26 protein-coding genes are annotated in these 26,686 nt (G+C 71.9%); 14 read left to right on the forward strand and 12 right to left on the reverse strand.

All coding sequences use genetic code 11. The features are described from left to right. Nucleotides 1-960: metallopeptidase TldD-related protein (locus AB0H81_RS30540; RefSeq protein ID WP_358381460.1), on the forward strand; the 960-nt coding region annotated here is incomplete at its 5' end. Between the two features lie 101 nt (nucleotides 961-1,061). Here the strand turns inward: AB0H81_RS30540 and AB0H81_RS30545 are convergent. Further along, nucleotides 1,062-1,274 (reverse strand): dodecin, encoded by a 213-nt coding sequence (locus tag AB0H81_RS30545; RefSeq protein ID WP_358381462.1) that lies wholly within the window; start codon nucleotides 1,272-1,274, stop codon nucleotides 1,062-1,064. 99 nt (nucleotides 1,275-1,373) lie between these two features. Between AB0H81_RS30545 and AB0H81_RS30550 the strand changes: the two genes are divergently transcribed. Beyond that, nucleotides 1,374-1,688 carry a DUF3099 domain-containing protein gene (locus AB0H81_RS30550; protein ID WP_358381464.1) on the forward strand — a complete coding sequence of 105 codons (315 nt, stop codon included), beginning with the start codon at nucleotides 1,374-1,376 and terminating at the stop codon, nucleotides 1,686-1,688. A 314-nt stretch (nucleotides 1,689-2,002) separates the two neighbouring features. Here the strand turns inward: AB0H81_RS30550 and AB0H81_RS30555 are convergent, their stop codons facing one another. Both AB0H81_RS30555 and AB0H81_RS30560 read right to left on the reverse strand, forming a co-directional pair. Further along, on the reverse strand, nucleotides 2,003-2,260 hold the full coding sequence (locus tag AB0H81_RS30555) for a DUF6457 domain-containing protein (protein WP_358381466.1): 258 nt from the start codon (nucleotides 2,258-2,260) through the stop codon (nucleotides 2,003-2,005). Between the two features lie 57 nt (nucleotides 2,261-2,317). After that, nucleotides 2,318-3,250, reverse strand: a complete 933-nt coding sequence (locus AB0H81_RS30560) for an NTP transferase domain-containing protein (protein WP_358381467.1) — start codon at nucleotides 3,248-3,250, stop codon at nucleotides 2,318-2,320. A 518-nt stretch (nucleotides 3,251-3,768) separates the two neighbouring features. Between AB0H81_RS30560 and AB0H81_RS30565 the strand changes: the two genes are divergently transcribed. After that, a complete protein-coding gene (locus AB0H81_RS30565; RefSeq protein WP_358381469.1) occupies nucleotides 3,769-4,380 on the forward strand; it encodes a LysE family translocator in 612 nt (203 codons plus the stop codon). Nucleotides 4,381-4,807: 427 nt separating this feature from the next. Here the strand turns inward: AB0H81_RS30565 and AB0H81_RS30570 are convergent, their stop codons facing one another. Next, on the reverse strand, nucleotides 4,808-5,692 hold the full coding sequence (locus AB0H81_RS30570) for a LysR family transcriptional regulator (RefSeq protein ID WP_358381471.1): 885 nt from the start codon (nucleotides 5,690-5,692) through the stop codon (nucleotides 4,808-4,810). A gap of 123 nt (nucleotides 5,693-5,815) precedes the next feature. Between AB0H81_RS30570 and AB0H81_RS30575 the strand changes: the two genes are divergently transcribed. Beyond that, complete coding sequence (locus tag AB0H81_RS30575) at nucleotides 5,816-6,037, forward strand: hypothetical protein (RefSeq protein ID WP_358381473.1); 222 nt, start codon at nucleotides 5,816-5,818, stop codon at nucleotides 6,035-6,037. A gap of 155 nt (nucleotides 6,038-6,192) precedes the next feature. After that, on the forward strand, nucleotides 6,193-7,470 hold the full coding sequence (locus AB0H81_RS30580) for a serine hydrolase domain-containing protein (protein ID WP_358381475.1): 1,278 nt from the start codon (nucleotides 6,193-6,195) through the stop codon (nucleotides 7,468-7,470). A gap of 258 nt (nucleotides 7,471-7,728) precedes the next feature. On the opposite strand, the gene moaA is transcribed toward AB0H81_RS30580, so the two are convergent. Next, nucleotides 7,729-8,718 (reverse strand): GTP 3',8-cyclase MoaA, encoded by a 990-nt coding sequence (gene moaA, locus AB0H81_RS30585; protein WP_358381477.1) that lies wholly within the window; start codon nucleotides 8,716-8,718, stop codon nucleotides 7,729-7,731. Between the two features lie 261 nt (nucleotides 8,719-8,979). Between moaA and AB0H81_RS30590 the strand changes: the two genes are divergently transcribed. The 4 genes from AB0H81_RS30590 (at nucleotide 8,980) to AB0H81_RS30605 (ending at nucleotide 12,670) form a co-directional block, all read left to right on the forward strand. Next, nucleotides 8,980-9,621 (forward strand): GNAT family protein, encoded by a 642-nt coding sequence (locus tag AB0H81_RS30590; RefSeq protein ID WP_358381479.1) that lies wholly within the window; start codon nucleotides 8,980-8,982, stop codon nucleotides 9,619-9,621. Nucleotides 9,622-9,694: 73 nt separating this feature from the next. Next, nucleotides 9,695-10,849, forward strand: a complete 1,155-nt coding sequence (locus AB0H81_RS30595) for an RtcB family protein (RefSeq protein WP_358381481.1) — start codon at nucleotides 9,695-9,697, stop codon at nucleotides 10,847-10,849. A gap of 79 nt (nucleotides 10,850-10,928) precedes the next feature. Beyond that, a complete protein-coding gene (locus AB0H81_RS30600) occupies nucleotides 10,929-11,513 on the forward strand; it encodes a hypothetical protein (protein WP_358381483.1) in 585 nt (194 codons plus the stop codon). Between the two features lie 44 nt (nucleotides 11,514-11,557). After that, on the forward strand, nucleotides 11,558-12,670 hold the full coding sequence (locus AB0H81_RS30605) for a glycerophosphodiester phosphodiesterase (protein ID WP_358381485.1): 1,113 nt from the start codon (nucleotides 11,558-11,560) through the stop codon (nucleotides 12,668-12,670). Between the two features lie 43 nt (nucleotides 12,671-12,713). Here AB0H81_RS30605 and AB0H81_RS30610 read toward each other — a convergent pair whose 3' ends face one another. The 3 genes from AB0H81_RS30610 to AB0H81_RS30620 are packed head-to-tail and all read right to left on the reverse strand — an operon-like array spanning nucleotide 12,714 to nucleotide 15,789. Next, nucleotides 12,714-13,547 carry a carbohydrate ABC transporter permease gene (locus AB0H81_RS30610; protein WP_358381487.1) on the reverse strand — a complete coding sequence of 278 codons (834 nt, stop codon included), beginning with the start codon at nucleotides 13,545-13,547 and terminating at the stop codon, nucleotides 12,714-12,716. Continuing rightward, nucleotides 13,544-14,464: a sugar ABC transporter permease gene (locus AB0H81_RS30615; protein ID WP_358381489.1), complete on the reverse strand. Its 921-nt coding sequence runs from the start codon at nucleotides 14,462-14,464 to the stop codon at nucleotides 13,544-13,546. The genes AB0H81_RS30610 and AB0H81_RS30615 overlap by 4 nt, the downstream gene beginning before the upstream one ends. After that, complete coding sequence (locus AB0H81_RS30620; RefSeq protein WP_358381491.1) at nucleotides 14,461-15,789, reverse strand: extracellular solute-binding protein; 1,329 nt, start codon at nucleotides 15,787-15,789, stop codon at nucleotides 14,461-14,463. Before AB0H81_RS30620 ends, AB0H81_RS30615 begins: the two co-directional genes overlap by 4 nt. A gap of 259 nt (nucleotides 15,790-16,048) precedes the next feature. On the opposite strand from AB0H81_RS30620, the gene AB0H81_RS30625 reads away from it, so the two are divergent. Further along, entirely contained in the window at nucleotides 16,049-17,554 is a 1,506-nt protein-coding gene (locus AB0H81_RS30625; protein ID WP_358381493.1) for an alpha-N-arabinofuranosidase, read from the forward strand. 87 nt (nucleotides 17,555-17,641) lie between these two features. Here the strand turns inward: AB0H81_RS30625 and AB0H81_RS30630 are convergent, their stop codons facing one another. Then, nucleotides 17,642-18,679, reverse strand: coding sequence for a LacI family DNA-binding transcriptional regulator (locus tag AB0H81_RS30630; protein ID WP_358381495.1), 1,038 nt, complete (start codon nucleotides 18,677-18,679; stop codon nucleotides 17,642-17,644). 157 nt (nucleotides 18,680-18,836) lie between these two features. On the opposite strand from AB0H81_RS30630, the gene AB0H81_RS30635 reads away from it, so the two are divergent. Both AB0H81_RS30635 and AB0H81_RS30640 read left to right on the forward strand, forming a co-directional pair. Then, a complete protein-coding gene (locus AB0H81_RS30635) occupies nucleotides 18,837-19,502 on the forward strand; it encodes an AAA family ATPase (RefSeq protein WP_358381497.1) in 666 nt (221 codons plus the stop codon). Further along, nucleotides 19,499-20,035: an NUDIX hydrolase family protein gene (locus AB0H81_RS30640; protein WP_358381499.1), complete on the forward strand. Its 537-nt coding sequence runs from the start codon at nucleotides 19,499-19,501 to the stop codon at nucleotides 20,033-20,035. Before AB0H81_RS30635 ends, AB0H81_RS30640 begins: the two co-directional genes overlap by 4 nt. A gap of 120 nt (nucleotides 20,036-20,155) precedes the next feature. On the opposite strand, the gene AB0H81_RS30645 is transcribed toward AB0H81_RS30640, so the two are convergent. The 3 genes from AB0H81_RS30645 to AB0H81_RS30655 all read right to left on the reverse strand — a co-directional run bounded on the left by AB0H81_RS30645 (nucleotide 20,156) and on the right by AB0H81_RS30655 (nucleotide 24,022). After that, a complete protein-coding gene (locus tag AB0H81_RS30645) occupies nucleotides 20,156-20,635 on the reverse strand; it encodes a hypothetical protein (protein WP_358381501.1) in 480 nt (159 codons plus the stop codon). A 163-nt stretch (nucleotides 20,636-20,798) separates the two neighbouring features. Further along, the gene (locus tag AB0H81_RS30650) at nucleotides 20,799-22,082 is read right to left on the reverse strand and encodes a hypothetical protein (protein WP_358381503.1); all 1,284 of its coding nucleotides are present in this window, start codon (nucleotides 22,080-22,082) and stop codon (nucleotides 20,799-20,801) included. A gap of 104 nt (nucleotides 22,083-22,186) precedes the next feature. Then, nucleotides 22,187-24,022: an AMP-dependent synthetase/ligase gene (locus tag AB0H81_RS30655; protein ID WP_358381505.1), complete on the reverse strand. Its 1,836-nt coding sequence runs from the start codon at nucleotides 24,020-24,022 to the stop codon at nucleotides 22,187-22,189. A 142-nt stretch (nucleotides 24,023-24,164) separates the two neighbouring features. Between AB0H81_RS30655 and AB0H81_RS30660 the strand changes: the two genes are divergently transcribed. Together AB0H81_RS30660 and AB0H81_RS30665 are read left to right on the forward strand one after the other, a co-directional pair. Then, nucleotides 24,165-25,661: a peptide MFS transporter gene (locus tag AB0H81_RS30660; protein WP_358381507.1), complete on the forward strand. Its 1,497-nt coding sequence runs from the start codon at nucleotides 24,165-24,167 to the stop codon at nucleotides 25,659-25,661. A gap of 231 nt (nucleotides 25,662-25,892) precedes the next feature. After that, nucleotides 25,893-26,507 (forward strand): trimeric intracellular cation channel family protein, encoded by a 615-nt coding sequence (locus AB0H81_RS30665; RefSeq protein ID WP_358381509.1) that lies wholly within the window; start codon nucleotides 25,893-25,895, stop codon nucleotides 26,505-26,507. Nucleotides 26,508-26,686 lie beyond the last annotated feature (179 nt).

Here is a 26,686-nt window from a genome sequence, read left to right on the forward strand (position 1 = left end):
GCCCTGGTCAGGCCCTCGATGGCGGCCTTCGCGGTGGAGTACGGCAGGCTGCGGGTGTGGACGGAGGCGTCATGGAAGACGGCGGCGTTGTTGACGCTCAACGCCAAGTCGGCCGACCTGAAGCGGTCGGCGTGGACGGGCGTGGCCACGCGCGACTTCTCCGACGTGGACGTGACGGGGCTCGACTCGTCGCTGGCCCGGCGGCTCGAATGGGCCAAGAACCGGATCGACCTGCCGGCCGGCCGCTACGAGACGATCCTGCCGCCGAGCGCGGTGTCCGACCTGATGATCTACCTGTACTGGTCGGCGAGCGTCAGGGACGCCCTCGACGGCCGCTCGGTGTTCTCCAAGCCCGGCGGCGGCACCCGGGTGGGCGAGCGGCTGGCCGAGCTGCCGATCACGCTGGCCGGCGACCCGTCGGCGCCGGGGCTCGAGTGCGCGCCGTTCGTCATGGCGCACTCGGCCAGCCGGGATTCGTCGGTGTTCGACAACGGCCTGCCGCTGGAGCCCACCACGTGGGTGAAGGACGGGCGGCTGGAGGCGCTGCAGCAGACCCGCTACTCCTCCGGGCTCAGCGGCATGCCGGTGACCCCGCACATCGACAACCTGCTGATGACCTGCGGCGAGGGCGGCGCGTCCCTGGACGACATGATCGCCTCCACGCGGCGCGGGCTGCTGCTGACCTGCCTGTGGTACATCCGCGAGGTCGATCCGCAGACGCTGCTGGTGACGGGGCTGACCCGTGACGGCGTCTACCTCGTCGAGGACGGCGAGGTCGTGGGCGAGGTCAACAACTTCCGGTTCAACGAGAGCCCGGTCGACCTGCTCGGCCGCCTGTCGGAGGTGGGCGCGAGCGAGCAGACGCTGCCCCGGGAGTGGAACGACTACTGGACGCGGGCGGTCATGCCGCCCGTGCGGGTGCCCGACTTCAACATGTCGACGGTCAGCCAGGCGAGCTGACCCTCGCCGGGCCGTACCGGCTCGGCCCGCGCCCGCCTCTCACGGGCGGGCGCGGCCGTCACGCGTCCTGACGCGTCGTGGCGTCGTGGCGCCTCGTGCCGTCAGGCGTCCTCCAGGCGGAAGCCCACCTTCATGCCCACCTGGTAGTGGGCGATCTCTCCCCCTTCGATGTGCCCCCGCACCTCCGTCACCTCGAACCAGTCGAGGTGGCGCAGCGTCTCCGAGGCGCGCCGGATGCCGTTGCGGATGGCCTGGTCAACGCTCTCGGCCGAGGTCCCGACGATCTCGGTCACCCGGTACGTTCGATCCGTCATCTCCCCATCCTCCTTACTCGAAAGCCATGATCGCATGACCGGTCGTTCAGAGCCGGGCGGCCGTCGCCCGGCGCTCCTCCGAGGTCTACGGTGGGAGATATGAAGCGCTGGCGTAAGAAGCACGACGTCCATCAGGTGACGGACGCCAGACCCTCGTTGAGCGCGGACATCCAGCGCCGCGAGGTGAGCTACCTGATCAAGATGGGTATCCGGACGATCTGCCTGATCCTGGCGGTGGTGGTGCCCGTGCCGTGGCCGTACCGGCTGCTGTTCATCGCGGGCGCAGTCTTTTTGCCATACATAGCCGTAATCGGGGCCAATGAGAGGGGGATGGATGCCTCTCCTCCCACCTTTCAGACACCGGAAGCTAACCAAAGCGAGATACCAAGGCACCGACGCGAGATCGGGTCGTGACTAAGTCTTGACGCATCCCATGGGTTGTAGGTGTACGCTTTAGCCAAGCACTCCGGTCCCCCGTCGGAGTGCTGGTGCCGGCGTTCCGGGCCCCCGTCGGAACGCCGATGAAGCGACGCCGGGTGGTTTGCCCCCGTAACCACCCGGCGTCGCCCTTTCCGGGGAAATCTCGCGCCGTAGATGATCAATCCGGCGACGTCGTCGATCGTGTGATAGGGCCCCTTTCCCGAAATCGTTTTCGCTTCGAAGCGTCCATAATTGCCAGGAAACTTTCAGGTTCGCGCAGCGCTTGACAAGAAGAGTTCGCCGGAGTGTCAGTCACCCGTCAGCGTCTGCGTCGTGGCCTGCCCCCAGTTACGGGCGAGGGCGGTGAGGCGTTCGACGGCGTCCTCGGGCGCGGTGCCGGCGCCCTGCGCGAGCCCGAGCAGGTACGCGGTCAGCGGCGCCGCCGGCCGGGCCACGCCGTGCGCCACCTCCTTGGTCAGTTCCAGGATCAGGTCCCGGTCGACGCGGGCCGGGTCGACGCCGAGTTCCTTGCAGGCCAGCGCGGTCCACTCGTTCAGCACGTTCATGGGTTGCGCGGCGCGGCCTTCCGTTCCGTGACGGCGCGTCGGGACGCTTCGGAGCCGTCACGGGCCGGGCGGCGCGCCTCCTCCTGTCGTCGGGAAGGGGACACGGGGCGTGTCACCGAGGCGGGCTTCGTACAGGTCGTCCATTGTGTCGCAGTCGAACCAGGCCCGCTCGGGCAACGCGACGCGCGTGGCGACGAGCGGGGCCAGCAGGCCGCGCAGGGACCGCCCGCCGTACCGGCCGAGCGCCTCCCGCAGCGCCTCGGTGTCCCAGACGCCCAACAGCCACTGCTCGCGCCCGTCACCGTCGACCGCCACCACCCCGGCGGGACGCCCACCCGCCCGGCCCGCCGCCGCGCCACCCAGGTTGCCCTCGTCCCGGCCCGGAGCCGCCCTGTGATCGCCTGACGCGGGCGGGGTGGACTCTGGTGCGGGGTGGACTGTTTCCGAGGCCATAGGCCCCCCTGGGAACGCTCCTGAGCCGGCGGGCGCATCGGGGGCGCGCCGCGCGACGGGAGCGGACGCGTCCGGCGCGGCGGACGCGTCAGGGGCGATGGACGCCTCACGAGCGGGGTTTTCAGAGAGAGGCGGTTGCAGTGCGGGAGCGGGGGTTGCCGCGGAGGGTGGAGGCGACGCCGGGACGGCCGCGTCGGCTCGAACGGGCGACAGGGCGGCGAGGAGGGCGGCGATGTGGGACGGGGTCAGGAAGGGGAGGTCGGCCGCCAGCAGGACGACCCGCGGCGCCGTGACCTCGCGCAGCCCGGCGCGCAGTGCGGGCACCGGCCCTCCACCCGGCGGGTCCTCCCGGGTGAAGACCACTCCGGGGAGGTCACGGACGGGCCCCACCACCACCACGCGCCCGGCCCCGGAGACCGCGTCGGCGACCCGCTCCAACAGCGTCCGCCCGCCCACGACGAGCCCCGGCTTGTCCGCCCCGCCGAGCCGCCGCGCCTCTCCCCCGGCCAGCACCACCGCGTCGTACCCAGCACTCATGCCCTTACCGTACGCACCGCCGCGCCCCTCCCCCAGCACCACCAGGTCGTACCCGGCCCCGTCCCGTCACCGTACGCACCGCGGCGCCTCTCCCCCAGCACCACCAGGTCGCGGCCCGGCCCCGTCCCGTCACCGTACGCACCGCCGCGCCTTGCCTCCGCGACATCCCCACCGCGGCCCCGAGGGCCGGCAGCTCGCTCACGCACATCACCGCGCACGGTCTTCTGAAACCGGACGGAAGGATGACGATGCCCCTGATGGAGCAGGCCGCCCGGACGATGCGCCCCTCGTCCTCGACGAGCACCTGAAGGACCAGGTCACAGCGGATCCCGGGCTGCGCGAGCCGGCCTGGCGGGTTGCCGAGCGGTACGTCGGCGGCCGCCCCATCGCCGAGGACCCGACCCGCCTGTCGCAGGCCCTGACGGACGCCGACCGGCGCGCGTAGCCCGCGAGCGGCACTCCACCCTCTATGCCAACACGCATTGACATAGAAGGCGCACCAGTGGTCCGATGGCGCGATGAGTACAGAGTTCCTCCTCACCACCCTGGTCATCGTCGTCACGCCCGGCACCGGCGTGCTCTACACGATGGCCGCCGGCCTGGCCCGGGGCGGGCGGGCCGGTATGGTCGCGGCGCTGGGCTGCACCCTCGGCATCGTGCCGCACATGGCGGCGGCGATCACCGGCCTGGCCGCCGTCCTGCACGCTAGCGCGCTCGCCTTCCAGATGCTGAAGTACCTGGGCGTGGCCTACCTGCTGTTCATGGCCGTCATGACGCTGCGCGAGCGCGGGGCGCTCAGCGTGGAGCCGGAGACCGCCCCGCGCTCGGCCGGCCGGGTCATCGCCTCCGGCGTGCTGGTGAACGTGCTCAACCCCAAGCTGTCGATCTTCTTCTTCGCGTTCCTGCCGCAGTTCGTGAGCTCGGACGAGCCGGCCGCGCTCGTGCGCATGCTGGAGCTGAGCGGGGTGTTCATGCTGGTGACGTTCGTGGCGTTCTGCGGTTACGGATGGTTCGCCGCGGCCATCCCCGGCCAGGTCGTGTCGCGTCCCGCGGTGATGGCGTGGATGCGGCGGGTCTTCGCCGGGGCGTTCGTGGCGCTCGGCGCGAAGCTGGCCCTCACCGACAACTGAACCGAGCAACCGAGAGCCGGGCCCCCAAGAGGGCCCTCCTTCGGGTTGCTGCGACCGCCCCAAAGGGCACGGGCCGCCAGGAGCTGTGCTGTCGGGCCGTGCGCGGGGCGTCCCGGGCCGATCCGCGGGATGCGTATCCGCTCCAGGACCGCTCGCATCCACGGGCTGTCGCAGTAGTGGCCGGGGGTCGACCCAAGCGACAGCGGACGGCACCGCCCCTCGGCCGAAACGTGGATCTTCGTGGTGAACCCGCCGGGTGAGCGTCCTCAGCACTCCCCAGTCGGACCACCTCCGCCAGCCGGGCCGCCAGAGGTGCACCGCCGGATCGCCCTGCTTTGTCCCCCATCCGTTCCCCCTTACGTTCCGACGCCGGACCCGTGCTCAAGGTCTGATCACCGGGCGCGCCGATGCGCGGGCGTGTCGTTGGTCAAAGGGCGATGGGGCCGAGGTCACGGGCGGTCTCGGCGAAGTCCCGGATCAGGGTGGTCTCGGTGGCGGTGCGCCAGATGAGCGCCCAGCGGGCCAGGGGTGCGTCGCGGATGGGCATGTAGATGTGGTCGGGCCGGGCGTAGTAGCGGGTGGAGTGCGCGAAACACGGCGAGACGGCCTCGCCGTTCGAGACGAGGGGGATCATCTCGGCAGAGGTCGTGACGATGGGGCCGACCCGAATCGGACGTCCGCTGGGGGTGTGAGTGGGAACAAGCCAGTTACGCCAGTAGTCCGGCCGGGCTCCGCCGAAGACGATCTCGTCCCCGAGGTCTTCGTACGACACCGACTCCCGGTCGGCCAGCCGGTGGCCGGGGCCGACCACGAGCACGACCGGTTCGGTGCAGACGACGGGGCCCACGGTCAGGTCGCTCTCGCTGACGGGTAACCAGGCGATCAGCAGGTCGATGTCTCCGGAGCGCAGCAGTCTGAAGGGATCGGCGAAGCCTGCGTAGCGGAACTGGAGGTTGCATTCCGGGTGGCGGCTCTTGAAGGCGTCGAACAGCGGGCGCAGGTCCTGGGGATTTTCGTTGACCATGCCCAGGCGCAGCACGTTCGACTTTCCTCGAGCGGTCAGGGCGGCGCGTTCGATGCTGTCGAGCAGCCCGCGGTACATCGGCTTGAGGTCGTCCAAGAGCTGCTGTCCGATGGGGGTCAGCGCCACGCGGCGGTTGTCGCGTTCGAAAAGGACGGCGCCGATGCGGCGTTCCTGCTTCTTGATCGCCTGGCTCACGCGAGCCGGTGTCACGTGCAGCCGTTCCGCCGTGCGTCCGAAGTGCAGCTCTTCGGCGAGAGTCAGGAAAATCTCGATGTCGCGAAGTTCCACGCGGCCCCGTTCGTCGTTTAGCGAGAGGTTAAGGCACGGTGCCGGATCCGGCGTTGTCGTCCCGGATGGCCTGGCGGCACGCTTATGGGGTGAACATCATCGCTTCCGCGGTGACGCTGAACGTTGACGACGTGGCGGCCCGCCAGTGCCTTCTTCACCACCCGCCTGCGCCTTCACGAGTCGGTGGCGAACGGGGCGCGTACCTGTCTCGTCCGACCGGACGCCGTCGCCGGCATCGTGATGCGGCTGCGGGGGCCGGAGTTCGGCCCGCGACCGGTCGAGTTGACCGGCCACAACGGCATCGCGGACCGGCTCGTCGAGTGGACGGCGCCGACAGGCGGCTGAGGGCGATGGCCGCGGCCAGGGCCGATCAGCATGCGGCAGAGCCCGGCGAAGATCACTAGAAGCACCTGCAAACCAGAATCCTTTGCGCACATCGTTCCGGACTGCGTTCCGTGTGCGCACAGCGAGAACAATCTACACGAAAAGGACGTTGAGCCATGTCGAAGGTCGCCGGCTGGGATATGAAGGGCACTTGGGACGGCAAAGGCGCTTGGGAGAGTCAGGGGCGCTGGGAAGGGCACCAGCGCACCCAGCTGTCCGAGGCGGGGCTGCGACGGATGCGTGACGTGCTGAGCGGCCATGTCGCGTGCGGTGCGGTCCCAGGCCTGGTCGCGCTCGTCAGCCTCGGAGACGACACTCACATCGAGGCGATGGGCACGATGCACGCGGGCGGCGCCGAGCCGATGCGGCGGGACACGATCTTCCGCATGGCGTCGCTGACGAAGCCGGTCACCGCCACGGCGGTGATGATCCTCGTCGAGGAATGCCGGCTGCGGCTGGACGACCCGGTCGACGAGTGGCTGCCAGAGCTCGCGAACCGCCGGGTGCTCGCCCGGATCGACGCCCCGCTGGACGAGACGGTGCCCGCGGTCCGGCCGATCACCGTACGCGACCTGCTGACCTTCACCTTCGGCTTCGGGGTCGTGCTGGCGCCGCCGGACACGTACCCGATCCAGACCGCGATCCGCGAACTCGGCCTGGACACGACCTCGCCGGACTTCGGGCCGGAGGAGTGGATCCGGCGGCTCGGGACCCTGCCGCTGATGCGTCAGCCGGGCGAGCTGTGGCAATACCACGTCGGGTCCGACGTGCTGGGCGTGCTCGTCGGCAGGGTGACCGGGCAGTCGCTGGAGGAGTTCGCCCGCGAGCGGCTGTTCATGCCGCTCGGCATGAAGGACACCGGCTTCCACGTGCCCGCCGACCAGATCCACCGGCTGCCCACCAGCTACGCGCACAACCCCGAGACCGGCGAACCGGTGGTGTGGGACGAGGCCGCCGGCGGGAAGTACAGCCGCCCGCCGGTGTTCCAGGCCGGCGGCGACGGGCTGGTTTCGACCGTCGAGGACTACCACGCCTTCTACCGGATGCTGCTCAACAAGGGGACCTTGGACGGCGAGCGGATCCTTTCCCGGGCCTCGGTCGAGCTCATGACGATGGACCACCTGACGCCGGAGCAGAAGGCCGAGAAGGACGCCTTCGGCGACCATTTCGGCCGGCACGGCGGCTTCGGCTTCGGCATGGCGGTCCGCATCCACCGCCGCGACCTGGCGTCCCCGGGCCAGTTCGGCTGGGACGGCGGCCTCGGCACCACCGCGTACGCCGACCCGGCCGAGGACCTCGTCGGCATCCTGCTGACACAGAGCGCGATGGACTCCGTCCACACGCCCCGCCTCCACCGCGACTTCTGGACCGCCGCCTACCAGGCGACCAGGTGAACGCGCCACCTCGAACCGATCAGGCTCACCCCGATCGAGGCCACCCCGAGCCACACAACCTGTCGAGTTCCGCGCCGAAGACGGTGGTCCAGTCACCAGTGCGACGACCACGTACGATCACCGGGTGAATCCCGCTCCGGGCGCTTGAACCCGTACGGGCGTTTCGAGCTCGACATGAACCGCCGCCCGGACCTGGACGGCGCCCCTGTCGGCCGGAGACGGCGGGGCCGCCGAGAGCGGGGGCGAGCCCGGCGGGCCTCAGCCGCCGATCGCCGACATGGGCCGGGACGGCTGCAGGAACGACGGGTCGTCGATGCCGTGTCCCGCGCGCTTGCGGGCCACGGCGGCGGTCCAGCGCGCGGCCAGTTCCTCGTCCGTGGCGCCGGCCCGCATCGGCGTCTTGAGGTCGGACTCCTCGGTCGCGAACAGGCAGTTGCGGACCTGGCCGTCGGCGGTGAGCCGGACGCGGTCGCAGGCGCCGCAGAACGGCCGGGTCACCGAGCCGATCACGCCCACCCGGGCCGGCCCGCCGTCCACGAGGAACCGCTCGGCCGGGGCGCTGCCGCGCTCCTCCAGGTCGTCGGGGGTCAGGTCGAACGAGCCGGTCAGCCGGTCGAGGATCTCGTCGGCGGTCACCATGTTCTCGCGGCTCCAGCCGTGCTGGGCGTCGAGCGGCATCTGCTCGATGAAGCGCAGCTCGTAGCCCTGCTCGAGGCAGAAGCGCAGCAGCGGCACGGCCTCGTGGTCGTTGACGTCGCGCATGAGCACGGTGTTGACCTTGACCGGGCGCAGTCCGGCCTCGTGGGCGGCGGCCAGGCCGTCGATCACGTCGGTGAACCGGTCGCGGTGCGCCAGCCGCTTGAACACCTCGCGGTCGAGCGTGTCGAGCGAGACGTTGACCCGGTCGAGCCCCGCCTCGGCCAGCGGCCGGGCCAGCCTGGTCAGGCCGATGCCGTTGGTCGTCAGGGACACCTGCGGACGGGGACGCAGCGCGGTGGTGCGGGCGACGATCTCCACCAGCTCGCGGCGCAGCAGCGGCTCGCCGCCGGTGTAGCGGACCTCGGTGACGCCGAGCCGCTCGACGCCGATCGTGACCAGCCGGACGATCTCGTCGGCGGTCAGGAGCTGGGCGTTGGGCAGCCAGTCGAGCCCCTCGGGCGGCATGCAGTACGTGCAGCGCAAATTGCACTTGTCGGTGAGGGACACCCGCAGATCCGTCGCCACCCGTCCGAACGAGTCTCGCAACATGGGCGTCACCTCCTGTCAGATCGCCGGCTGTCACATGCCCGGCTGCCGGACCGCCGGACGGCAAGCCTACGGCCCGGCACCGCCGTCGCCCCAAGCCGCATGGTCATATCGTGCCGTATCCCAACACAACAGCCTCGCGGCGGGACCGATTCCCTTCCTCCCTCCAGGATCACCCCTCTCCCGGACAGGTCGGGACGGCCGGGTTTCGAGGCCGGGCAAATTCATTGCCGGACGCCAGTGACAAGCTGACATGATCCGGACATGCGACATTGGCCTCTCTTCTCCCTGACCATCACCACGCCCCGGCTGCAGCTCCGGATGCCCTCGCTCGCCGACCTGGACGAGCTGGCCGAGCGCGCCGCCGAAGGCGTCCACGACCCGGCGGACATGCCGTTCCTCCACCCCTGGACGGACGCCTCCCCGGAGGAGCGCGCCCGTGGCACCGTGCAGTACCACTTCGGGCGCTGGGCAGCCTGGACGCCGGCCTCCTGGAGCTGCCCCCTCGTCACGGTCTTCGAGGGACAGGTCGTGGGCGTGCAGGAGCTGGAGGCCGTGGACTTCGCGGTCACCCGCGAGGTGCGCACGGGCTCCTGGCTCGGCCTGCGCCACCAGGGCCGGGGCATCGGCACCGAGATGCGCAGGGCCGTGCTGCACCTGGCCTTCGACGGTCTCGGCGCCGAGACCGCGATCTCGGAGGCGTACCTCGACAACCAGCGGTCGCTGAGCGTCTCCCGCCGGCTCGGCTACCGGGAGGACGGCCTCGCGCGCAACAGCCGCCGGGGCGAGCTGGCGGTGCAGCAGCGGCTGCGGCTGGACCGCGAGCACTGGAGCACGCCGCCCGGTCACCGCATCGACGGGCTGGAGCCGTGCCTGCCCCTGTTCGGCGCCGTCCAGGGCGCGTAGCGGAAAAACCGGTGGGGTTCGCCCTCATGATCGCGGCACACTGGGGCACGGACGAGCCAAGGAGATGTCTGTCATGCCGAACCAGCCCGCACCCGACGTGCTCTCGTGGGCCAGCGAGATCGACGACGCCGCGATCGCGCAGGCCGCCCGCACCGCGCGCCTGCCGTTCGTCGCCGGCCACGTCGCGCTCATGCCCGACGCGCACGTCGGCATCGGCGCCACGGTCGGCTCGGTCATCCCCACCGAGGGGGCGATCATCCCGGCGGCCGTGGGCGTCGACATCGGCTGCGGCATGGTCGCCACCGAGACGACCCTCACCGCCGCCGACCTGCCCGACACCCTCGACGCCCTCATGCCGCTGGTCGAGCGGCACATTCCCGCCGGCGTCGGCAAGGGCCACGACGACCCGTCCCTGGACCGCGCGCTGAGCGGCCTCGGGCTGCCGCGCACCGAGCTGACGGCCAAGCAGGAGAGGACGGTGGCCACCCAGTTCGGCACGCTCGGGTCGGGCAACCACTTCGTCGAGGTGTGCCTGGACGAGCGGGAGCGGGTGTGGACGGTGCTCCACTCGGGCTCGCGCGGCATCGGCAACCAGCTCGCGACCAAGCACATCACCGGCGCCAAGGGCCTGATGCGGCGCCAGGAGATGGGCCTGGAAGACCCCGACCTGGCCTACTTCACCCAGGGCACGCCGGAGTTCGAGGCGTACGTCCAGGACATGCTGTGGGCGCAGAGCTACGCCATGGCCTCGCGCGCCCGGATGGACCACGTGCTCGTGGACGCCCTGTTCCAGGTCGCCGGCAAGGGCGCGCGGGTCCGCAAGATCAACTGCCACCACAACTTCACCCAGCTCGAGACGCACGGCGGCAAGGAGCTGTGGATCACGCGGAAGGGGGCCATCAAGGCCGCCACCGGTGACGAGGGCGTGATCCCGGGGTCGATGGGCACGCGGTCGTACATCGTGCGCGGGCGCGGCAACCCCGACTCGTACGACTCGTGCTCGCACGGCGCGGGACGCCGGATGTCGCGCACCAAGGCCAAGAAGCGGCTGAGCGCCGGCTCGCTGGCCGAGGCGATGCGCGGCCGCACCTGGAACGCGGACCGGGCCGAGGCCCTGGTGGACGAGCACCCGGAGGCGTACAAGCCGATCGACCAGGTCATGGCCGACCAGCGGGACCTGGTGGAGGTGCGGCACACGCTCAGCCAGGTGTTCAACTACAAGGGCTGACCTGCGCGATGTGGGTGTTTGGCCTGGTCACAGCGGGTAACGGATGGGGCGTCGGATCCGAGTGGAGGAAGGGCCCGCCATGCGCCGTCCCGTCGTCGTCCCCGCTGTCGCGCTGCTGCTCGCGACCGCGGGGTGCACCGGCCTGACGTACAACTCCGAGGACGTCACCCGCATCTTCACCCCCCAGAACGAGGGCGCCAACGCCAGCGCCAAGCAGGTGCACGTGCGCAACGCGTTCCTCCTCGGCGGGCAGCCGGCGGCGCGGCCGGAGACGCCGGCCGCCGGGCTGCCGCTGTACGCGGTCCTGATCAACGACCGGGCCGAGCCGATACGCCTGGAGAAGGTCACGCTGAGCGGTGGCGGGCAGGCCCAGCTGTCCGGCACGGTGGAGGTGCCGCCCCGGGGCATCGTGGGGACCGACCGGCCGATCGGCACCGTCACCGGCGTGGCGAACACGGGCTCGGTGCCGATGACGTTCAGCTTCACCGCCGGGCCCGGCGACATGCGGCTCATCGTGCCGGTCGTGGCGAGGAGCGGGGTGTTCGCCACGCTCAACCCGAGCGCGCCCAACCCGAGCGCGCCCAACCCGAGCGGGGCGCCGCCGTCCGGTTCCCCCGCGCCTCCGGGAGCCACGGCGAGCCCGTCGGCCACCGCCACCCCATGACCATCCGGGCGTAACCCCGGGGCCCCCGGTCTGGTGTTCGCCGCATGATGACGCGCAGATGGGTCGCGGGCGCGCTGGCCGTCCTCGTGGGCGGCCTCGGCGGTACGGTCGCCGTCGTGCTTACGCAACCCGACCCCGCCACGGCCGCCGGCCGCGGCCACTCCCCCGTCGTGATCGGTCACCGCGGCGCCAGCGCCCACCGGCCCGAGCACACCCTGCTGTCGTACGAGGCGGCCATCGCCCTGGGCGCCGACTACATCGAGCCCGACCTGGTCTCCACCAAGGACCACGTGCTGGTGGCCCGGCACGAGAACGAGATCTCCGGCACCACCGACGTGACCTCCCGGCCGGAGTTCGCCGGGCGGCGCACGACCAAGACGATCGACGGCCGGCCGGTGACCGGCTGGTTCACCGAGGACTTCACGCTGGCCGAGCTGAAGACGCTGCGGGCCAAGGAACGCGTGCCGGATCTGCGGCCGGACAACGCCGCCTTCGACGGGCTGGCGGAGATCCCGACGTTCGAGGAGGTCGTGCGGCTCGCCGAGCGGCACGGTGTGGGCGTCTACCCGGAGACCAAGCATCCGAGCTACTTCGACTCCGTCGGCCTGTCGCTGGAGGAGCCGCTGCTGGAGGTGCTGAACGCGCACAAGGTGCGCAAGGTGTTCATCCAGTCGTTCGAGACGGCCAACCTGCGCGACCTGCGGTCGAAGACGCGGCTGCCGCTGATCCAGCTGATCACGTGGGGCGGCGCGCCCTACGACTGGGTGGCGGCCGGCGATCCGCGCACCTACGACGACATGGTCGAGCCCGAGGGGCTGCGTGAGGTGGCGTCGTACGCGGACGGCATCGGGGTGGACACCCGGCGGGTGGTGCCGGCCGGCGCGGACGGCAGGCTGCTGGAGCCCACGACGCTGGTGGCCGACGCGCACCGCAGGCGCCTGGAGGTGCACGTCTGGACCGTGCGCACCGAGAACTCCCAGCTCCCGGCCGACCACCGGCTGGGGAACCCGGCGAGCCCGGTGTACCCGCGCGCCACGGGCGACGTGACGGGCTGGCTGGAGCGGCTGCTGGACCTCGGCGTCGACGGGGCGTTCTGCGACGACCCGGGGATGGGGCGGGCGGTCGTCGCCCGGCGGGCCGCCCGCGCCGGGGCGTGATCGTGAGGGGGTTCCGCCCGCCGGCGGGACCCCCTCGGAAACGTCACTGGCCGGCCAGGCCGGTGTGCGCGACGCCGCGGACGATCTGCCGCTGGAACAGTACGAACACGACGAGCAGCGGCAGCCCGGCGAGCACGACGGAGGCCATGATCTGGGCATAGCGCAGGCCGAAGGTGCCCTGCACGACGTTGGCCAGCCCGACGGGCAGGGTCATCGTGTTCGGGTCGGTGGAGACGAGGAACGGCCAGAGGAAGTTGTTCCACGTCGTGATGAACGTGAAGATCGACACGGCGGCGAGTACCGGCCGCGACAGCGGCAGCACGATGGTGAAGAACACCCGCCAGCGTCCGGCGCCGTCCACGAAGGCCGCCTGTTCCAGTTCCGGCGGCACGTCGTGGAAGAACTTGTAGAGGATGTAGACGATCAGCGGGGCGGCCACCTGCGGCAGGATGATCGCCCACCAGGTGTCGACCAGCCCCAGCGAGACCATCTCGGCGAACAGCGGCGCGATGAGCACCTGGGGCGGCACCATGATCCCGGCCAGGATCACGGTCAGCAGCGCGCGCCGGCCGCGGAAGCTGGTGCGGGCGAAGCCGTAGGCGGCCATGGCGGAGAACAGGACGGTCATGACGGTCACGACCGCCGCGGTGACCACCGAGTTGATCGCCCACTTCACGATGCCGCCGGTGCCGAGGACGAGGCTGTAGGCGTCGAGGGTGACGCGGCTGCCGATCCACTCCAGCGGCAGCCTGGTGGTCTCGGTCTCGGGTTTGAGCGAGGTGGCCACGGCCCAGGCGATGGGCGCGAGCCAGACGGCGGCGAGCACGAGGGCGACGGCCAGCAGTACGAGCTGGCCCCAGCCGAACCTCTTGGTCATGACGGCTCCTCGCTCTTGCGGAACAGCCGCAGCTGCGCCAGGGAGACGACGACGATGAGTGCGAACAGGATGTAGGAGACGGCCGAGGCGTAGCCGATGCGGTAGCCGGTGAACCCGGCGTCGTAGGCGTACTCGATGATCGGCCGGGTGGAGTCCTCGGGGCCGCCGCCGGTCATCAGGTAGATCTGGTCGAAGACCTTCAGCGAGGCGAGGAGCTGGAGCACGACGACGAGCGCGGTGGTGCGGCCGAGCAGGGGCAGCGTGATGGAGCGCAGCCGCTGCCAGGCCGACGCCCCGTCGAGCTCGGCGGCCTCGTACAGGTGGCGCGGGATCGACTGGAGCGCGGCGAGGTAGAGCAGGAAGTTGAAGCCGACCGTCCACCACACGGTGGTCAGCACCATCGACCACATGGCCGTGGACGGATCGCCGAGCCAGAGGACGTCGGTGCCGAGGGCGCCGTTGATCAGGCCGTACGCCGGCGGGTAGATCATCTGCAGCCACAGCACCGACACGACGGCCGACGGCAGCAGGAACGGGCCGAAGAACGACAGCCGCCACAGCCACTGCACGAAGCGCAGGTTGTGCACGAGCAGGGCGAGGCCGAGGCCGACCAGCACGAGGGGGATCGTGCTGAGCGCGGTGAACACGACGGTGTTCCACAGGGAGCGCCACATGCGGGGGTCGCCGAACGCCTCGATGTAGTTGGCGAGGCCGACGAAGCGGTCGTTGGTGCCGGCGATGTTGACGCTCGACAGGCTCATCCGCACGCCCTGGAGCAGGGGCCAGACGAGGAAGGCGAGGTAGATCGCGAAGAAGGGCGCGATGAACAGCAGCCCGTGCTGCGTCCAGCGGCGGTGGGGCCGGGCCTCCTCCGCGGGCGCGGCGGTGGGCGCGGGGACGGCGACGGTGGTCATCATCGCTCCTGCGGGGGGAAGGGGTTGGGCGCGGCCATCAGCCGGCTCAGCGCCTGCTTGGCCTGGGCCAGCCCCTGCTCGGGGGTGCGGGTGCCGCTGATGACCGGGGAGAACGCCTGGCCGAACTCCAGCCACAGCCGCGAGGCGGAGCCGGCGAACCACGCCCTCGGGTCGAGGGCGACCTCGGTGATGACGGAGCGGTACTCCGACTGCGGTTTCAGCGCGAGGTAGTCGGGCTCCTCCAGCGCGGGAAGGTAGGCGGGGACGTGCCCGGCGACGGCCCAGTCGGCGCTGTTCTTCACGAGGTACGCGATGAAGCGGTAGGTGGCCCGCTCGACCTCGGGGTCGCGCTCGCGCTGGTGCGGAAGGACGAAGGCGTGGCAGTCGGCCTGGGCCGAGCCCCTGCCGAAGACGTTGGGGAAGCGGGCCATGCTGAACGGGGTGCCGCGCTGCTTGAGGCCGGTGGCCTCCCAGTCGCCGTTCCACAGGAACGCGGCCTGGCCGTTGGTGAAGGCGGCCACGGAGGCGCCGTAATCGGTGCGCGTGTCGCACAGCCCCTCCTCGCCGAGGGTGCGCATGAGGCGCAGCGCGTCGAGCGCCTTGGCGTCGTCGAGGGTGACGCGGGAGCCGTCCTCCGACAGCAGCGTGCCGCCGCTCTGCGGGTAGAGCGACCACCAGAGCCGCCAGGGGCCGACCGTGCCGAGGCCGAGGGCGTCGAAGGCGAGCGGCGGCTTGCCGCCGAGCGCGGACTTGGCCTTGCGCAGCGCGGCGAGCAGTTCCTCGGGGCCGTTGGTCGGCAGCAGGCGGCCGTCGGGGCCGAGCAGGCCGGCCCGCTCGCAGATCTCGGTGTTGTAGTACTGCACCATGGGGTGGGCGTCGAACGGGACGGCGTACAGTTCGCCGTTCACATGCGCCCGCTCCCAGATGGGCGGGCTGAAGTCGGCGGCCTTGAGGCCGTTCTCGGCGAGCAGCCCGGTGTCGATCGGGTCGAGGATGCGGCCGGCGCCGATGCCGGACAGTCGGGCCAGGTGGAAGGTGGCCAGGTCGGGCGAGCGGCCGCCGGCCCCGGCCATGGCGATCTTCGTGTAGTACGGCTCGCCCCAGGCGAGCACGTTCTCCTCCACGGCGATGCCCTGGTTGGCCGCGCCGAACGCGCGGACCATGCCGTTCATGATGATGCCGTCGCTGGCGCCGAGGAAGTGCCAGTAGCGCACGCGGGTCCGGGACGAGCCGAGTCCGACGGGGATCGAGCAGCCGGCGGCGCCCGCGCCGAGGAGCGCGAGGCCGCCGCCCAGGAGGCTGCGGCGGGTGAGGGGTGGTCCGTCCACGATGGGCCTCTTCCTCTGGACAGGATGCCGTGGATGTTGACGTGAACACCGCGCCCGCGGCGGGAGGGCGCGCGAGATCGAGTGGATGGGGTCCGTGCCGGCCAGGCGGGCCGGGCTTCAGGGTGCCTTGAGTGTTAGCGGTCACAATTCGCCTGTCAAGAGCGCGGGTCAGATACCTCACAGACCTTGACGTTCAAGGTGATAGCGCTAACAATCGGGGCGATCCCGTCACGTCTGCACCACAGGAGCGCGAGACCACGTGAGCAGCACTGCCCGCGAGGCCCACCTCACCATCGATCCGGCGTTCCATGTGGCCCCCGTGCGGCGCCGCACGTTCGGCACGTTCGTCGAGCACCTGGGCCGATGCGTCTACACCGGCATCCACGAGCCCGGGCACCCGTCGGCCGACGAGGACGGCTTTCGCCGCGACGTCCTCGACCTGACCCGCGAGCTGGGTGTCAGCACGGTCCGCTACCCCGGCGGCAACTTCGTCTCCGGCTACCGCTGGGAGGACGGCGTCGGCCCGCGCGAGAAGCGGCCGCGCCGGCTCGACCTCGCCTGGCACAGCACCGAGACCAACGAGGTCGGCGTCGACGAGTTCATGGCCTGGTGCCGCAAGGCCGGCGTGGAGCCGATGATGGCGATCAACCTGGGCACCCGGGGCATCGCCGAGGCCGTCGACCTCCTGGAGTACTGCAACCACCCGTCCGGCACCGCCCTGTCCGACCTGCGGATCGCGAACGGCGCCAAGGAGCCCCACGACATCCGCATGTGGTGCCTGGGCAACGAGATGGACGGCCCCTGGCAGACGGGACACAAGACCGCCCGCGAGTACGGCCGGCTCGCCGCCGAGACCGCCCGCGCCATGCGCATGGTCGACCCGAACCTGGAACTGGTCGCCTGCGGCAGCTCCGGCTCGACGATGCCGACCTTCGGCGCGTGGGAGGCGGAGGTGCTGGAGCACACCTACGACGTCGTCGACTTCGTCTCCTGCCACGCCTACTACGAGGAGAAGGACGGGGACCTCGGCAGCTTCCTGGCCTGCTCGACCGACATGGAGTACTTCATCCGGTCCGTGGTCGCCACGGCCGACCACGTCGGCGCCAAGCTGAAGTCCCGCAAGCGGATCGACATCTCCTTCGACGAGTGGAACATCTGGTACCTGTCGCGCTTCCAGTCCGCCGAGCCGCCGCGCGACTGGCCCGTCGCGCCGCCGCTGCTGGAGGACCACTACCACCTGGCCGACGCGGTCGCCTTCGGCGGGCTGCTCATCACGCTGCTGCGCAACAGCGACCGGGTGACGGCCGCGTCGCTGGCCCAGCTCGTCAACGTGATCGCGCCGATCATGACCGAGCCGGGCGGGCGGGCCTGGCGGCAGACCACGTTCCACCCGTTCGCGCAGGCGTCACGGTACGCCTCGGGCGAGGTGCTGCGGGTCGAGCCGGTGTCGCCGTCGTACGAGACGGCCGAGTACGGCGAGGTGCCGATGCTGCACGCGGTGGCCACCCGCGGCGAGGACGGCGGCGTCACGGTGTTCGCGGTCAACCGGTCCACCGACGGGCCGCTGTCGCTGGAGATCGACGCGCGGTCGCTCGGCGGCGTCCGGGTCACGGGGGCGACGACGCTCACCGACGCGGACGTCTACGCGCGCAACACCGCCGACGAGCCGGACCGGGTGGCGCCCCGCCCCAACCCGGACGTGGAGCACGACCCCCTGCGGGTGCTGCTGCCGCCGGTCTCGTGGAACGTGATCCACCTGGCCTGACCCTCACCCGCTCCGTGGGGCGCGGCGCACGCGCCCCACGGAGCGGCATGCTGTCTCGCCCGGACGCGGCACTCCCCGCGGGCGCCCTCAGGCGCGCTTCGGGGAGCCGGTGCTCTCCCGCACCACCAGGTCGGGCTCGACCAGCCGGCGCGTCTCCCCGTCCTCGCCCGCCATGCGGTTGAGGAGCAGGTGGAAGGCGTGCCGGCCGACCTCGCGGAAGTCCTGCCGCACGGTGGTCAGGGGCGGCCAGAAGTACGCCGACTCGGGCACGTCGTCGAAGCCCACCACGCTCACGTCCTCGGGCACCCGCCGCCCGGCCTCGCGCATGGCGCGCAGCACGCCGAGCGCCATCTGGTCGTTGCCGACGAACACGGCCGTCACCGAGGGGTCGGCGGCCAGCCGCCGGCCGAGCTGGTGGCCCGAGCGGGGGCTCCAGTCGCCGCGCAGCGGCTCTGGCACCGGCCGGCCCTCGGCCTCCAGGACGCTCTTCCAGCCCTCGATGCGGCCGCTGGCGTCGATCCAGTCGGCCGGGCCGCCCAGGTGCCAGACGGTCTCGTGGCCGAGGCTCAGCAGGTGGCGGGTGGCGCGGACGGCGCCGGCCCGCTGGTCGACCATGGCGACCGGGACCGGGATGTGCTCGCCCGCGTCGACCGCGACCACCGGGAGGTCGGGCGGCAGGTGGCGCAGGCCGTCGGCGGCCGACTCGTGCGGCGCGACGATGATGACGCCGTCGACCGACTGGGAGCGCAGCCGGTGGACGCCCTCCTCGATGGAGCGCCGGTTGAGCGCGCTCAGGCTCGCGATGCTCACGGTGTAGCCGCTGAGCCGGGCGGTCTGCTCGATGCAGTAGAGCGTGGAGGCCGGGCCGTACAGGGTGGTGTCGATGCTGACCACGCCGAGCACGCCCGAGCGGCCGGTGACGAGCTGCCGGGCCGCGGAGTTGGGCCAGTAGTCGAGCTCGCGCACGGCCGCCAGCACGCGCGCCCGGGTCTCGGCACGCACGCGGTCGGGCGTGTTGAGCACGCGCGAGACGGTCATCGCCGAGACGCCGGCGAGCGCGGCGACGTCGCCGAGCACCGCGGGCCTGCTGCGCGGCCTGCCGCCCCCGTCCGATGCCGTCGCCATCCGCCTCACCCCTTTCCCGATAACGCTAACAGGAACGGTCCCGGCGCGCGTCCCGGAAGGCGATCTCCGTGCCGCGGAACCCCGCCGGCCGGGTCTTCGTTCGCCAGTGCAGGCGGGAGCACCCCCGCGCGACAGGCCGGACGCGGAGGTTCCCCAGATGACCGGACACACCACCCGAACAGCTTCGCCCCTGTCACCGGCCCCCGTGGAGACCGGGACGCTGCGCTACCCGGCCGGGTCGCTGGTGATCCTCACAGGTCTGCCCGGCGCGGGCAAGAGCACGTTGCTGCGCCGCCTGTACGGGCTGGACGGCTCCGAGACGGCGCCCGTGGCCGCGGCCGGGGTGACGGTGATCGACTCGATGCAGTCGAGGCTGCGCTGGGCCGGCGCCCTCGGGCGGGCGCCCAAGCCGGCGCGCACGGCGGTCGTGTTCGCCACCCATCTGTGGCGGATCCGGCGCGCGCTGGCCGCCGGGCCCGTGATCGCGCACAACCGCGGCTGCGGCCCCGTGGTGCTGCGCCTGTTCGCCCGGATGGCCCGCCGTCGCGGCGTGGACTTCCACCTGCTGCTGCTCGACGCCTCCCCCGAGGCGGCCCTGGCCGGTCAGCGGGCCCGCGCCCGGGTGGTGGGGGCGCGCACGTTCTCCTACCACCGCCGCCACTGGGAGGCGCTGCTGGCGCGGGCCCGGGCCGGGACGGCCGCGCCGGCGGCGGGCGCGGTGGTGATCGACCGGCCCGCCGCAGGTTTGCTGCGCGGCATCCTCTTCGAAGGCCCGCCCGCCTCCCCCGCCAGCCACGCGCGGCCCAGTACGATCAACAGATGACCGAAATGACCGAAACCACGCCCGGCTGGCTCGCTCCCGAGGAGCTGGAGTCGCTGCGCGGCCGGATGCCGATCCTGTACGTCGACGCCGTGCCGGTGCGGGTGGACGACATGGGCATCGTGACCCACGTGGGCCTGCTGCTGCGTATCGCCCCCGACGGCACCGTGAGCCGGGCGCTGGTCTCCGGGCGGGTCCTCTACCAGGAGCGGGTCCGCGACGCGCTGCTGCGGCACCTGGAGAAGGACCTCGGGCCGGTCGCCCTGCCCAGCCTGCCGGCCTCCCTCGCGCCGTTCACGGTGGCGGAGTATTTCCCGTCCCCTGAGGTCACGCCCTACCACGACCCGCGCCAGCACGCGGTGTCGCTGGCCTACATCGTGCCGGTGCGGGGCGACTGCCGGCCGCGCCAGGACGCGCTTGACCTGGTGTGGTTCACGCCGGAGGAGGCGGCCTCGCCGATGGTGCAGCAGGAGATGACGGGCGGCCAGGGGGTCCTGCTCAAGCAGGCGCTGGCGCACGTGGGCCGCCTGACCTGACACGCTGACCTGACACCCGCCGGCGCCCGGCTCTCTCGCCGGCACCGGGACGGAGGGCGGAAAGGCGACCGCCCGGCCCCTGGAGGGAGCCGGGCGGTGCGGCGCGAGGCGCCGGGCGGGTCAGCGGCGGTGGCCGACGACCTTGACCCAGTCCGTGGCCTCCGCCGGGTCGAGGCGGCGGGAGCCCTCGAAGACCGCCCGCCACGTGCCCGAGCCGTAGGCCGGGACCCTGGTGTGGAAGGAGCCGTCACGGCTGGTCGTGACCGTCTCGACGTGCTCCCAGTCCCCGCCGCGGTCCGGACGGAAGAGGATCTCGATCCGCTTCCAGCCGAGCCGGTGCCACGACTCCGACTCCTTGCAGTAGTCGGCGTGGTGGACGGAGACGAAGCCGCTGATGTAGTCCTCCTCGCACTCCACCGAGAGCCGGCCGTCCAGCGAGAGCGTCCTGCCCTGCCAGACGGGCTCGGGGCCCGCGTCGAACCGGAGCACGGTGTGGCCGCCGTCGACGTCCGGGTCCGCCAGCGCGGGGGCGGCGGCCGCCCCCACCATGGTGACGCCCAGAGCGGCCGCCGCCAGGCCGGCGGCGAGTCGTCGCATCATCGAATGAACTTCCTTCCCCGTGTGGAACGCGCGTCCGGACGGTCGCGCGTCATCGCGAATGACGCGATCGGGTAAAGAAAAGTTGCGATCCGCAGATCACGGTTATGCAACGACTCTTCATTTTATAGCCCGATATATGTCTATTTCGAGCTATTTATCGGAATTAGCTGGAGAGCTGGTGGACTTTCGAGAGGATCGGGGCGTAGCGCGGGGTCCCCTCGAACCGCAGGCGCCAGGAGCCGCCGGTACGGCCCTCCACGTCCTTGGCGAAGGCGCCACCCTCACCCGTGGTGGCCTCGGCCACCACCTCCCACGCGCCGGCCCCCTCGGGACGCCAGAGGATGTCCACCGGCTGCTCGGCGAACGGGGCGTAGTCGGCGACCCCCCGCGGCCCGAGGCGGCTCAGCGAGCCGCTGAACCGCACGGCCGAGCCGTCCGGTGAGGGGGCGACGCGCACACCGTCCAGCTTGGTCTCGCGGCGGAGCTGGAACGTGGCGTACTTCGTCGTCGTGGCCCCGTCGGCGCCGACGGCGGTCGCGGTGACGGTCCAGGTGCCCGCCGGGTAGTACCGGGTCAGGCCCTTGTCGGGAAGGAAACGCCACGTCTGCCAGTCGCCGTTGAGGCTCATCCAGCTCGGCGTCGGCCGCCAGGACACCGAATGGCCGCGCCTGCCGCGCCCGGCCTCCGTGTCACGGGGGTCGGGGCGGCGCTTGTGGTCGCGCTGCGGCGCGGCCAGGCGGGCCGTGCCCGGCGGCACGGAGGCGGAGTGGTCGCGTGAGGACGGGACCAGGGCCGGCTGGTGGTCGCGCACGGGCAGCAGCGGGCGGCCCTGCGGGCGGACGGCGCGGCCGACCGGCACCACGGGCACGCCCTGGTCGTCGGCGGCCACGGCGGGCGGCGCCTGGGCCGGCACTCCCGGAGCGGAACCCGACGGACGGCCGGGGCCGGCCGGGCCCGGGACGGCCGGGCGCGGGGCCGGCGCCCCCGGGACCGGGCCAGTGCCGGTGGAGGTGCCGGTGGAGGTGCCGGTGGAGGTGCCGGGCGCGGCCGTGGCGTCCTGCGGCGGACCGCCGGGCTCCACCTTGACGGTCACCCCGTTCTTCCACTTGACGTCCTTGGCCACCACGTCGATCACCATGCGGACGGAGTCGCCGGGGCCGACGACGGGAGAGCCCGGGCGTACGACGATCTCGCGGATGGCCGGGGCGGAGGCCCGCGCGGCGGAGGCGAGCCCGCGGCCGGAGCCGGCCGCGACCGGCATCACGGCGGTGTTCACGGCGGTGTCCATGGCGGGGTTCACGGCGGTGTCCATGGCGGGGTTCACGGCGGAGGCGCCGTGGGAGGTGGCGGCGGAGGCGTGCGGGAGGCTCGTGGCGGCGGAGGACGCCGGCGCGGGCACCGTGAGGGCCCCCGCCGCGAGCGAGACGAGAACGAGTCTTCTGGTCATGATCCAGACCGTAGGAACCGGCCGGTCATGGCAGGGACCACGACACACGCCCCGGAAGGCAAAGACTCTCAGCCGGTTGCGACGACGTCCTCGGCGGGGACTCCTCAGCCGGCGTACAGCTCCTCGATGACGGCGGCGTACTTGGCGTGGATGACCCGCCGTTTCAGCTTGAGGCTGGGCGTGAGCTCCTCGCTCTCGGCGGTCCACTCGGTGCCGAGCAGCGCCCACCGCTTGACCTGCTGGACCCGGGCGAGCCGCTCGTTGGCGGCGGCGACGGCGGCCTCGACCTCCTTGAGCACGTCGGGATGGGCGGCCAGCTCGGCGAGGGTGCCCTCGATGCCGCGGGCGCGGGCCCAGCCGGGCGCCACGTCCGGGTCGAGGGTGAGGACGGCGACCGGATAGGGACGGTTGTCGCCGTAGGCGAGGGCCTGGCCGACGAGGGGGTGCTCCTTGAGGCGATTCTCGATCGCGGCGGGTGAGATGTTCTCGCCACCGGAGGTGATGATGAGCTCCTTCTTGCGGTCCACGACCCGGTAGAAGCCGTCGTCGTCGACCGTGCCGATGTCGCCGGTGTGCAGCCAGCCGTCGTCGTCGATGAGCGCGGCGGTGCCCTCGGGCCGGTTGAGGTAGCCGCGGGTGTTGAGGGGGCTGCGGGTGAGGATCTCACCGTCCTCGGCGATGCGCACCTCGACGCCGGGCTCGGCCCGGCCGACGGTGCCGAGGCGGTAGCAGCCGGGGCCGTTGCCGGTGAACGCGCCGGTCGTCTCCGTCATGCCGTACACGTCGATGACCTTGAGCCCGAGCCCGGCGTAGAAGCGCTGCACCTCGGCGGGCAGCGGTGCGGCGCCCGTGGCGGTCCACTCCGCACGGTCGAAGCCGATGAGCGCGCGCACGCCCGCCAGCAGCTCCGCGTCGGCCCGTTCGTACGCGGCCCGCACCTCGGGGGTCGCCGTGTGGCCGTGCTGGCCCGCCTCGACGTGGGCGACGCCCGCCGCCATGGCCCGCCGCACCGCCTCCTGGCGCTCCTCCGGCTGGGCGGACAGCACGGCGAGCAGGCGGGCCATCATCTTCTCCCACACGCGGGGCACACCGAAGAACATCATGGGCCGCACCTGGCCGAGCGTGGCGCCCAGCTCGGCCAGATCGGTGCAGAAGTGCACGTGCGAGGCCTTCACCAGCGGCAGGTAGAGGCTGAGCACCCGTTCGGCGATGTGGGCGTACGTCAGGTAGGAGATCTGGGTGCCGCGCTCGGGCAGCGTGGCCATGCGGTCGGTGGCCGCCACCTCGTAGAGCACGTTGTGGTGAGTGAGCGGCACCCCCTTCGGGTTGCCGGTGGTGCCCGAGGTGTAGAGGACGGTCACCACGTCCTCGGCGGTCACGGCGCGCCACCGGGCCTCGACGGCGTCCGGGTCTGCGGCCAGCGCGGAGCGGCCGAGCGCGAGCAGGTCGTCCCAGGACATGAACCGGTCGTCGCCGGCCGGCGCCCCCTCCAGCAGGATGACCTTGCGCAGGCCGGGCAGCCGGTCCAGGACGGGCTCCCAGCGCGCGAGCTCGCCGGGACCGCCCAGCACGGCGAAGACGGCGCCGACGTCGGCCGCGACGAACCCGACCTGCTCGGCCGCGAACGTGGAGTAGATCGTGCACCCGATCCCGCCCGCGTGGACGGCCCCGAGGTCGGCCAGCACGTGCTCGCTGCGGTTGATCATCATGAGCGCGACCGTCTCGCCGGGCCGCAGGCCGATCGCGGCGAAGCCGGCGGCGATCTCCAGCACCCGCCGCCGCGCCTCGGCGTAGGTGAGGGTGACCCAGCCGCCCTCGGCCGGGTCGGAGTAGGCGGGGGCGTCGGGGTGCCGTTCGGCCGCCGCCCTGAGCTGATCGCAGATGGTCCGGCCGGCGATCAGCTCGTCGATCTCCGCCCGCACGCCGAGGACACCGGCCATGGCACGCGCTCCTCACATGTTCACAAGTCCAGGGGCATGCATCGCACCACACGTCCGGGGTAGCGGCAAGACCTCTCCGGTGGGCGGGAACGCCTGTCACGTAGAGTGACTCCACGGATGCGGAAGATGCCCGGGGGCGAGCATGACCACGCACGAGACGCACGAACGCACGTTCTTCGGTCACCCGTGGGGGCTGGCCACGCTGTTCGGCACCGAGATGTGGGAACGGTTCAGCTGGTACGGCCTGCGGGCCATCCTGGCCACGTTCATGGCCGCCTCCCCCGCCCAGCACGGCCTGGGCCTCAGCGAGCAGACGGCGACGGCCGTCGTCGGCGTGTACGGCGCGCTCATCTACCTGGTGGCGCTGCCGGGCGGCTGGATCGCCGACCGCATCCTCGGGCCGCGCCGCTCGGTGTTCTGGGGCGGGTTCGTCATCATGTGCGGCCACATCAGCATGGCCATCCCCGTCGCGTCGTCGTTCTTCGTCTGGCTGGGGCTGGCGCTGATCATCGCCGGGACGGGGCTGCTCAAGCCGAACATCTCGGTCATGGTGGGCAAGCTCTACGCGGACGAGGACGACGGCCGCCGCGACGCCGGGTTCTCGCTGTTCTACCTGGGCATCAACCTGGGCGCGTTCTTCGCGCCGATCGTGGTGGGCTGGCTGGCCGACGGCGACCGCTGGCACCTGGGCTTCGGCGCCGCGGCCGTCGGCATGGCGCTCGGCCTCGCGCAGTACGTCCTCGGCCGCGGGCACCTGCGCGGCGTCGGCGACGAGCCGAACATGCCGCTGACCCCGGAGCACCGCCGCCAGGCGCTGCGGCACGTGGGGCTGGCCGCGCTCGGCGTCGTGGTGGCCATGGCGGTCTGGGTGGCGACGGGGACGTTCACGATCGACCGGTTCACGGTGGTCGTGACCGTCGTCATCCTCGCGGTGCCCGTCCTCTACTTCGGCTACATCCTGATGGGCAGCCACGACCTGACCGAGGACGAGCGGTCGCGGATGAAGGCCTACATCTGGCTGTTCACCGCCGCCGCGATCTTCTGGATGCTGTACGACCTGGCGCCGAGCAAGCTGCTGTTCTTCGCCCAGAACCACACGGACCTGACGCTGTTCGGCGTCCACATCAACGCGGCGACCACCCAGTCGTTCAACCCGCTGTTCATCATGATCTTCGTGCCGGTGTTCGCGGCGCTGTGGGTGAAGCTCGGCACGCGGGTGAGCACGCCGCAGAAGTTCTCCTTCGCCCTGGTCATGGTGGGCCTGAGCTTCCTCGTGATGGCGCTGGCGTCCACCCTGGCCCAGGGCGGCCGGGTGTCGGTGTGGTGGCTGGTGCTGGTGTACCTCATCCAGGTGTTCGGCGAGCTGTCGCTGAGCCCGGTCGGCCTGTCGGTCACCACCAAGCTGGCCCCCCAGGCGTTCAAGGGGCAGATGCTGGGGCTGTGGTTCATCTCGATCTCGGTGGGCGACGCGATCGGCGGGCAGACCGGGCGGCTGAGCGACGTGATGTCCGACCCGGCGTACTACACGCTGCTGGCGCTGATGGCCATCGTGGCCGGGCTCGCGCTGCTGATGTTCACCAGGAAGCTGCGCCACCTGATGTCGGAGCACCACGAGCCGGCGACGCCGCCCACCCGCTGACCCGCCGGCCCGGCAGGCCGACCCGGCGGCTCTGTCGGATCCCTTGATCCGACAGACGTGACTCCTCCGCTCCCTGGAGGGAGCGGCTTCTCGCTTTCTCCAGCCGAGGTGGCCGGAGTAGGCGACGGCCAAGCCCTGACCGGCGCCCCTGGGAGCGCGGCAGAACCGTACCAGGAAAGACACCCCCTACCGGGGCGAACCCGCGATCCCTCGCTAGATTTAATGGTGACCGTGCCCGAACTGCTCGACCTCGTGGGAATCTTCGTCTTCGCGCTGTCCGGCGCGCTCATGGGCGTGCGCAAACGACTCGACGTGGTCGGGATGGCCGTGCTGGCCGAGATGACGGCGCTGGGCGGCGGCGTGGTGCGCGACCTCATCCTCAACGTCAGGCCGGCCGCCTTCCAGAGCGTGGGGTACGTGCTGGTGCCGCTGGCGGCCACGGTGATCGTGTTCTTCTGGCATCCGCACGTGGCGCGGGTGATGCCGGCCATCCTGGTGTTCGACGCTGCCGGTCTCGGCCTGTTCTGCGCGGTCGGCACGCTCAAGGCCCTGGAGTACGGGCTGAGCCCGCTGCACGCGACCCTGCTCGGCGTCACCACGGGTGTGGGCGGCGGCATGCTGCGCGACGTGCTGGCCGGGGAGATCCCGACGCTGCTGTACGACCGGCAGCTCTACGCGGTGCCCGCGCTGCTCGGCTCGGCCATGATGGCGGAGCTGTCCACGCTCGGGCTGCACGGCTGGCCGGCCACGCTGGCCTCGGCGGTGGTGGCTTTCGGGCTGCGGGTGGCCGCGATGCGCTACAAGTGGCGCGCCCCGCTGGCCCGGGGCGTCCCGCCCTCCGAGTGAACGGCGCGCCGTCCTCCGGGCCGGGCCGGGCCCGGGCCCGGGCCCGGGCCGAGGGTCAGACCATGGGGACGAGCGCGTCGGCGGGCCGGCGGCCTGCGGCCGGGCCGTGCGCGCGGGCGGCGGCGATGCCCTCCACGGCCTCCACCACCACCCCCGGCCGCCGCGTGTACGGCAGGCGC

This window comes from Nonomuraea sp. NPDC050691 (assembly GCF_040654455.1).
GTDB lineage: Bacteria > Actinomycetota > Actinomycetes > Streptosporangiales > Streptosporangiaceae > Nonomuraea.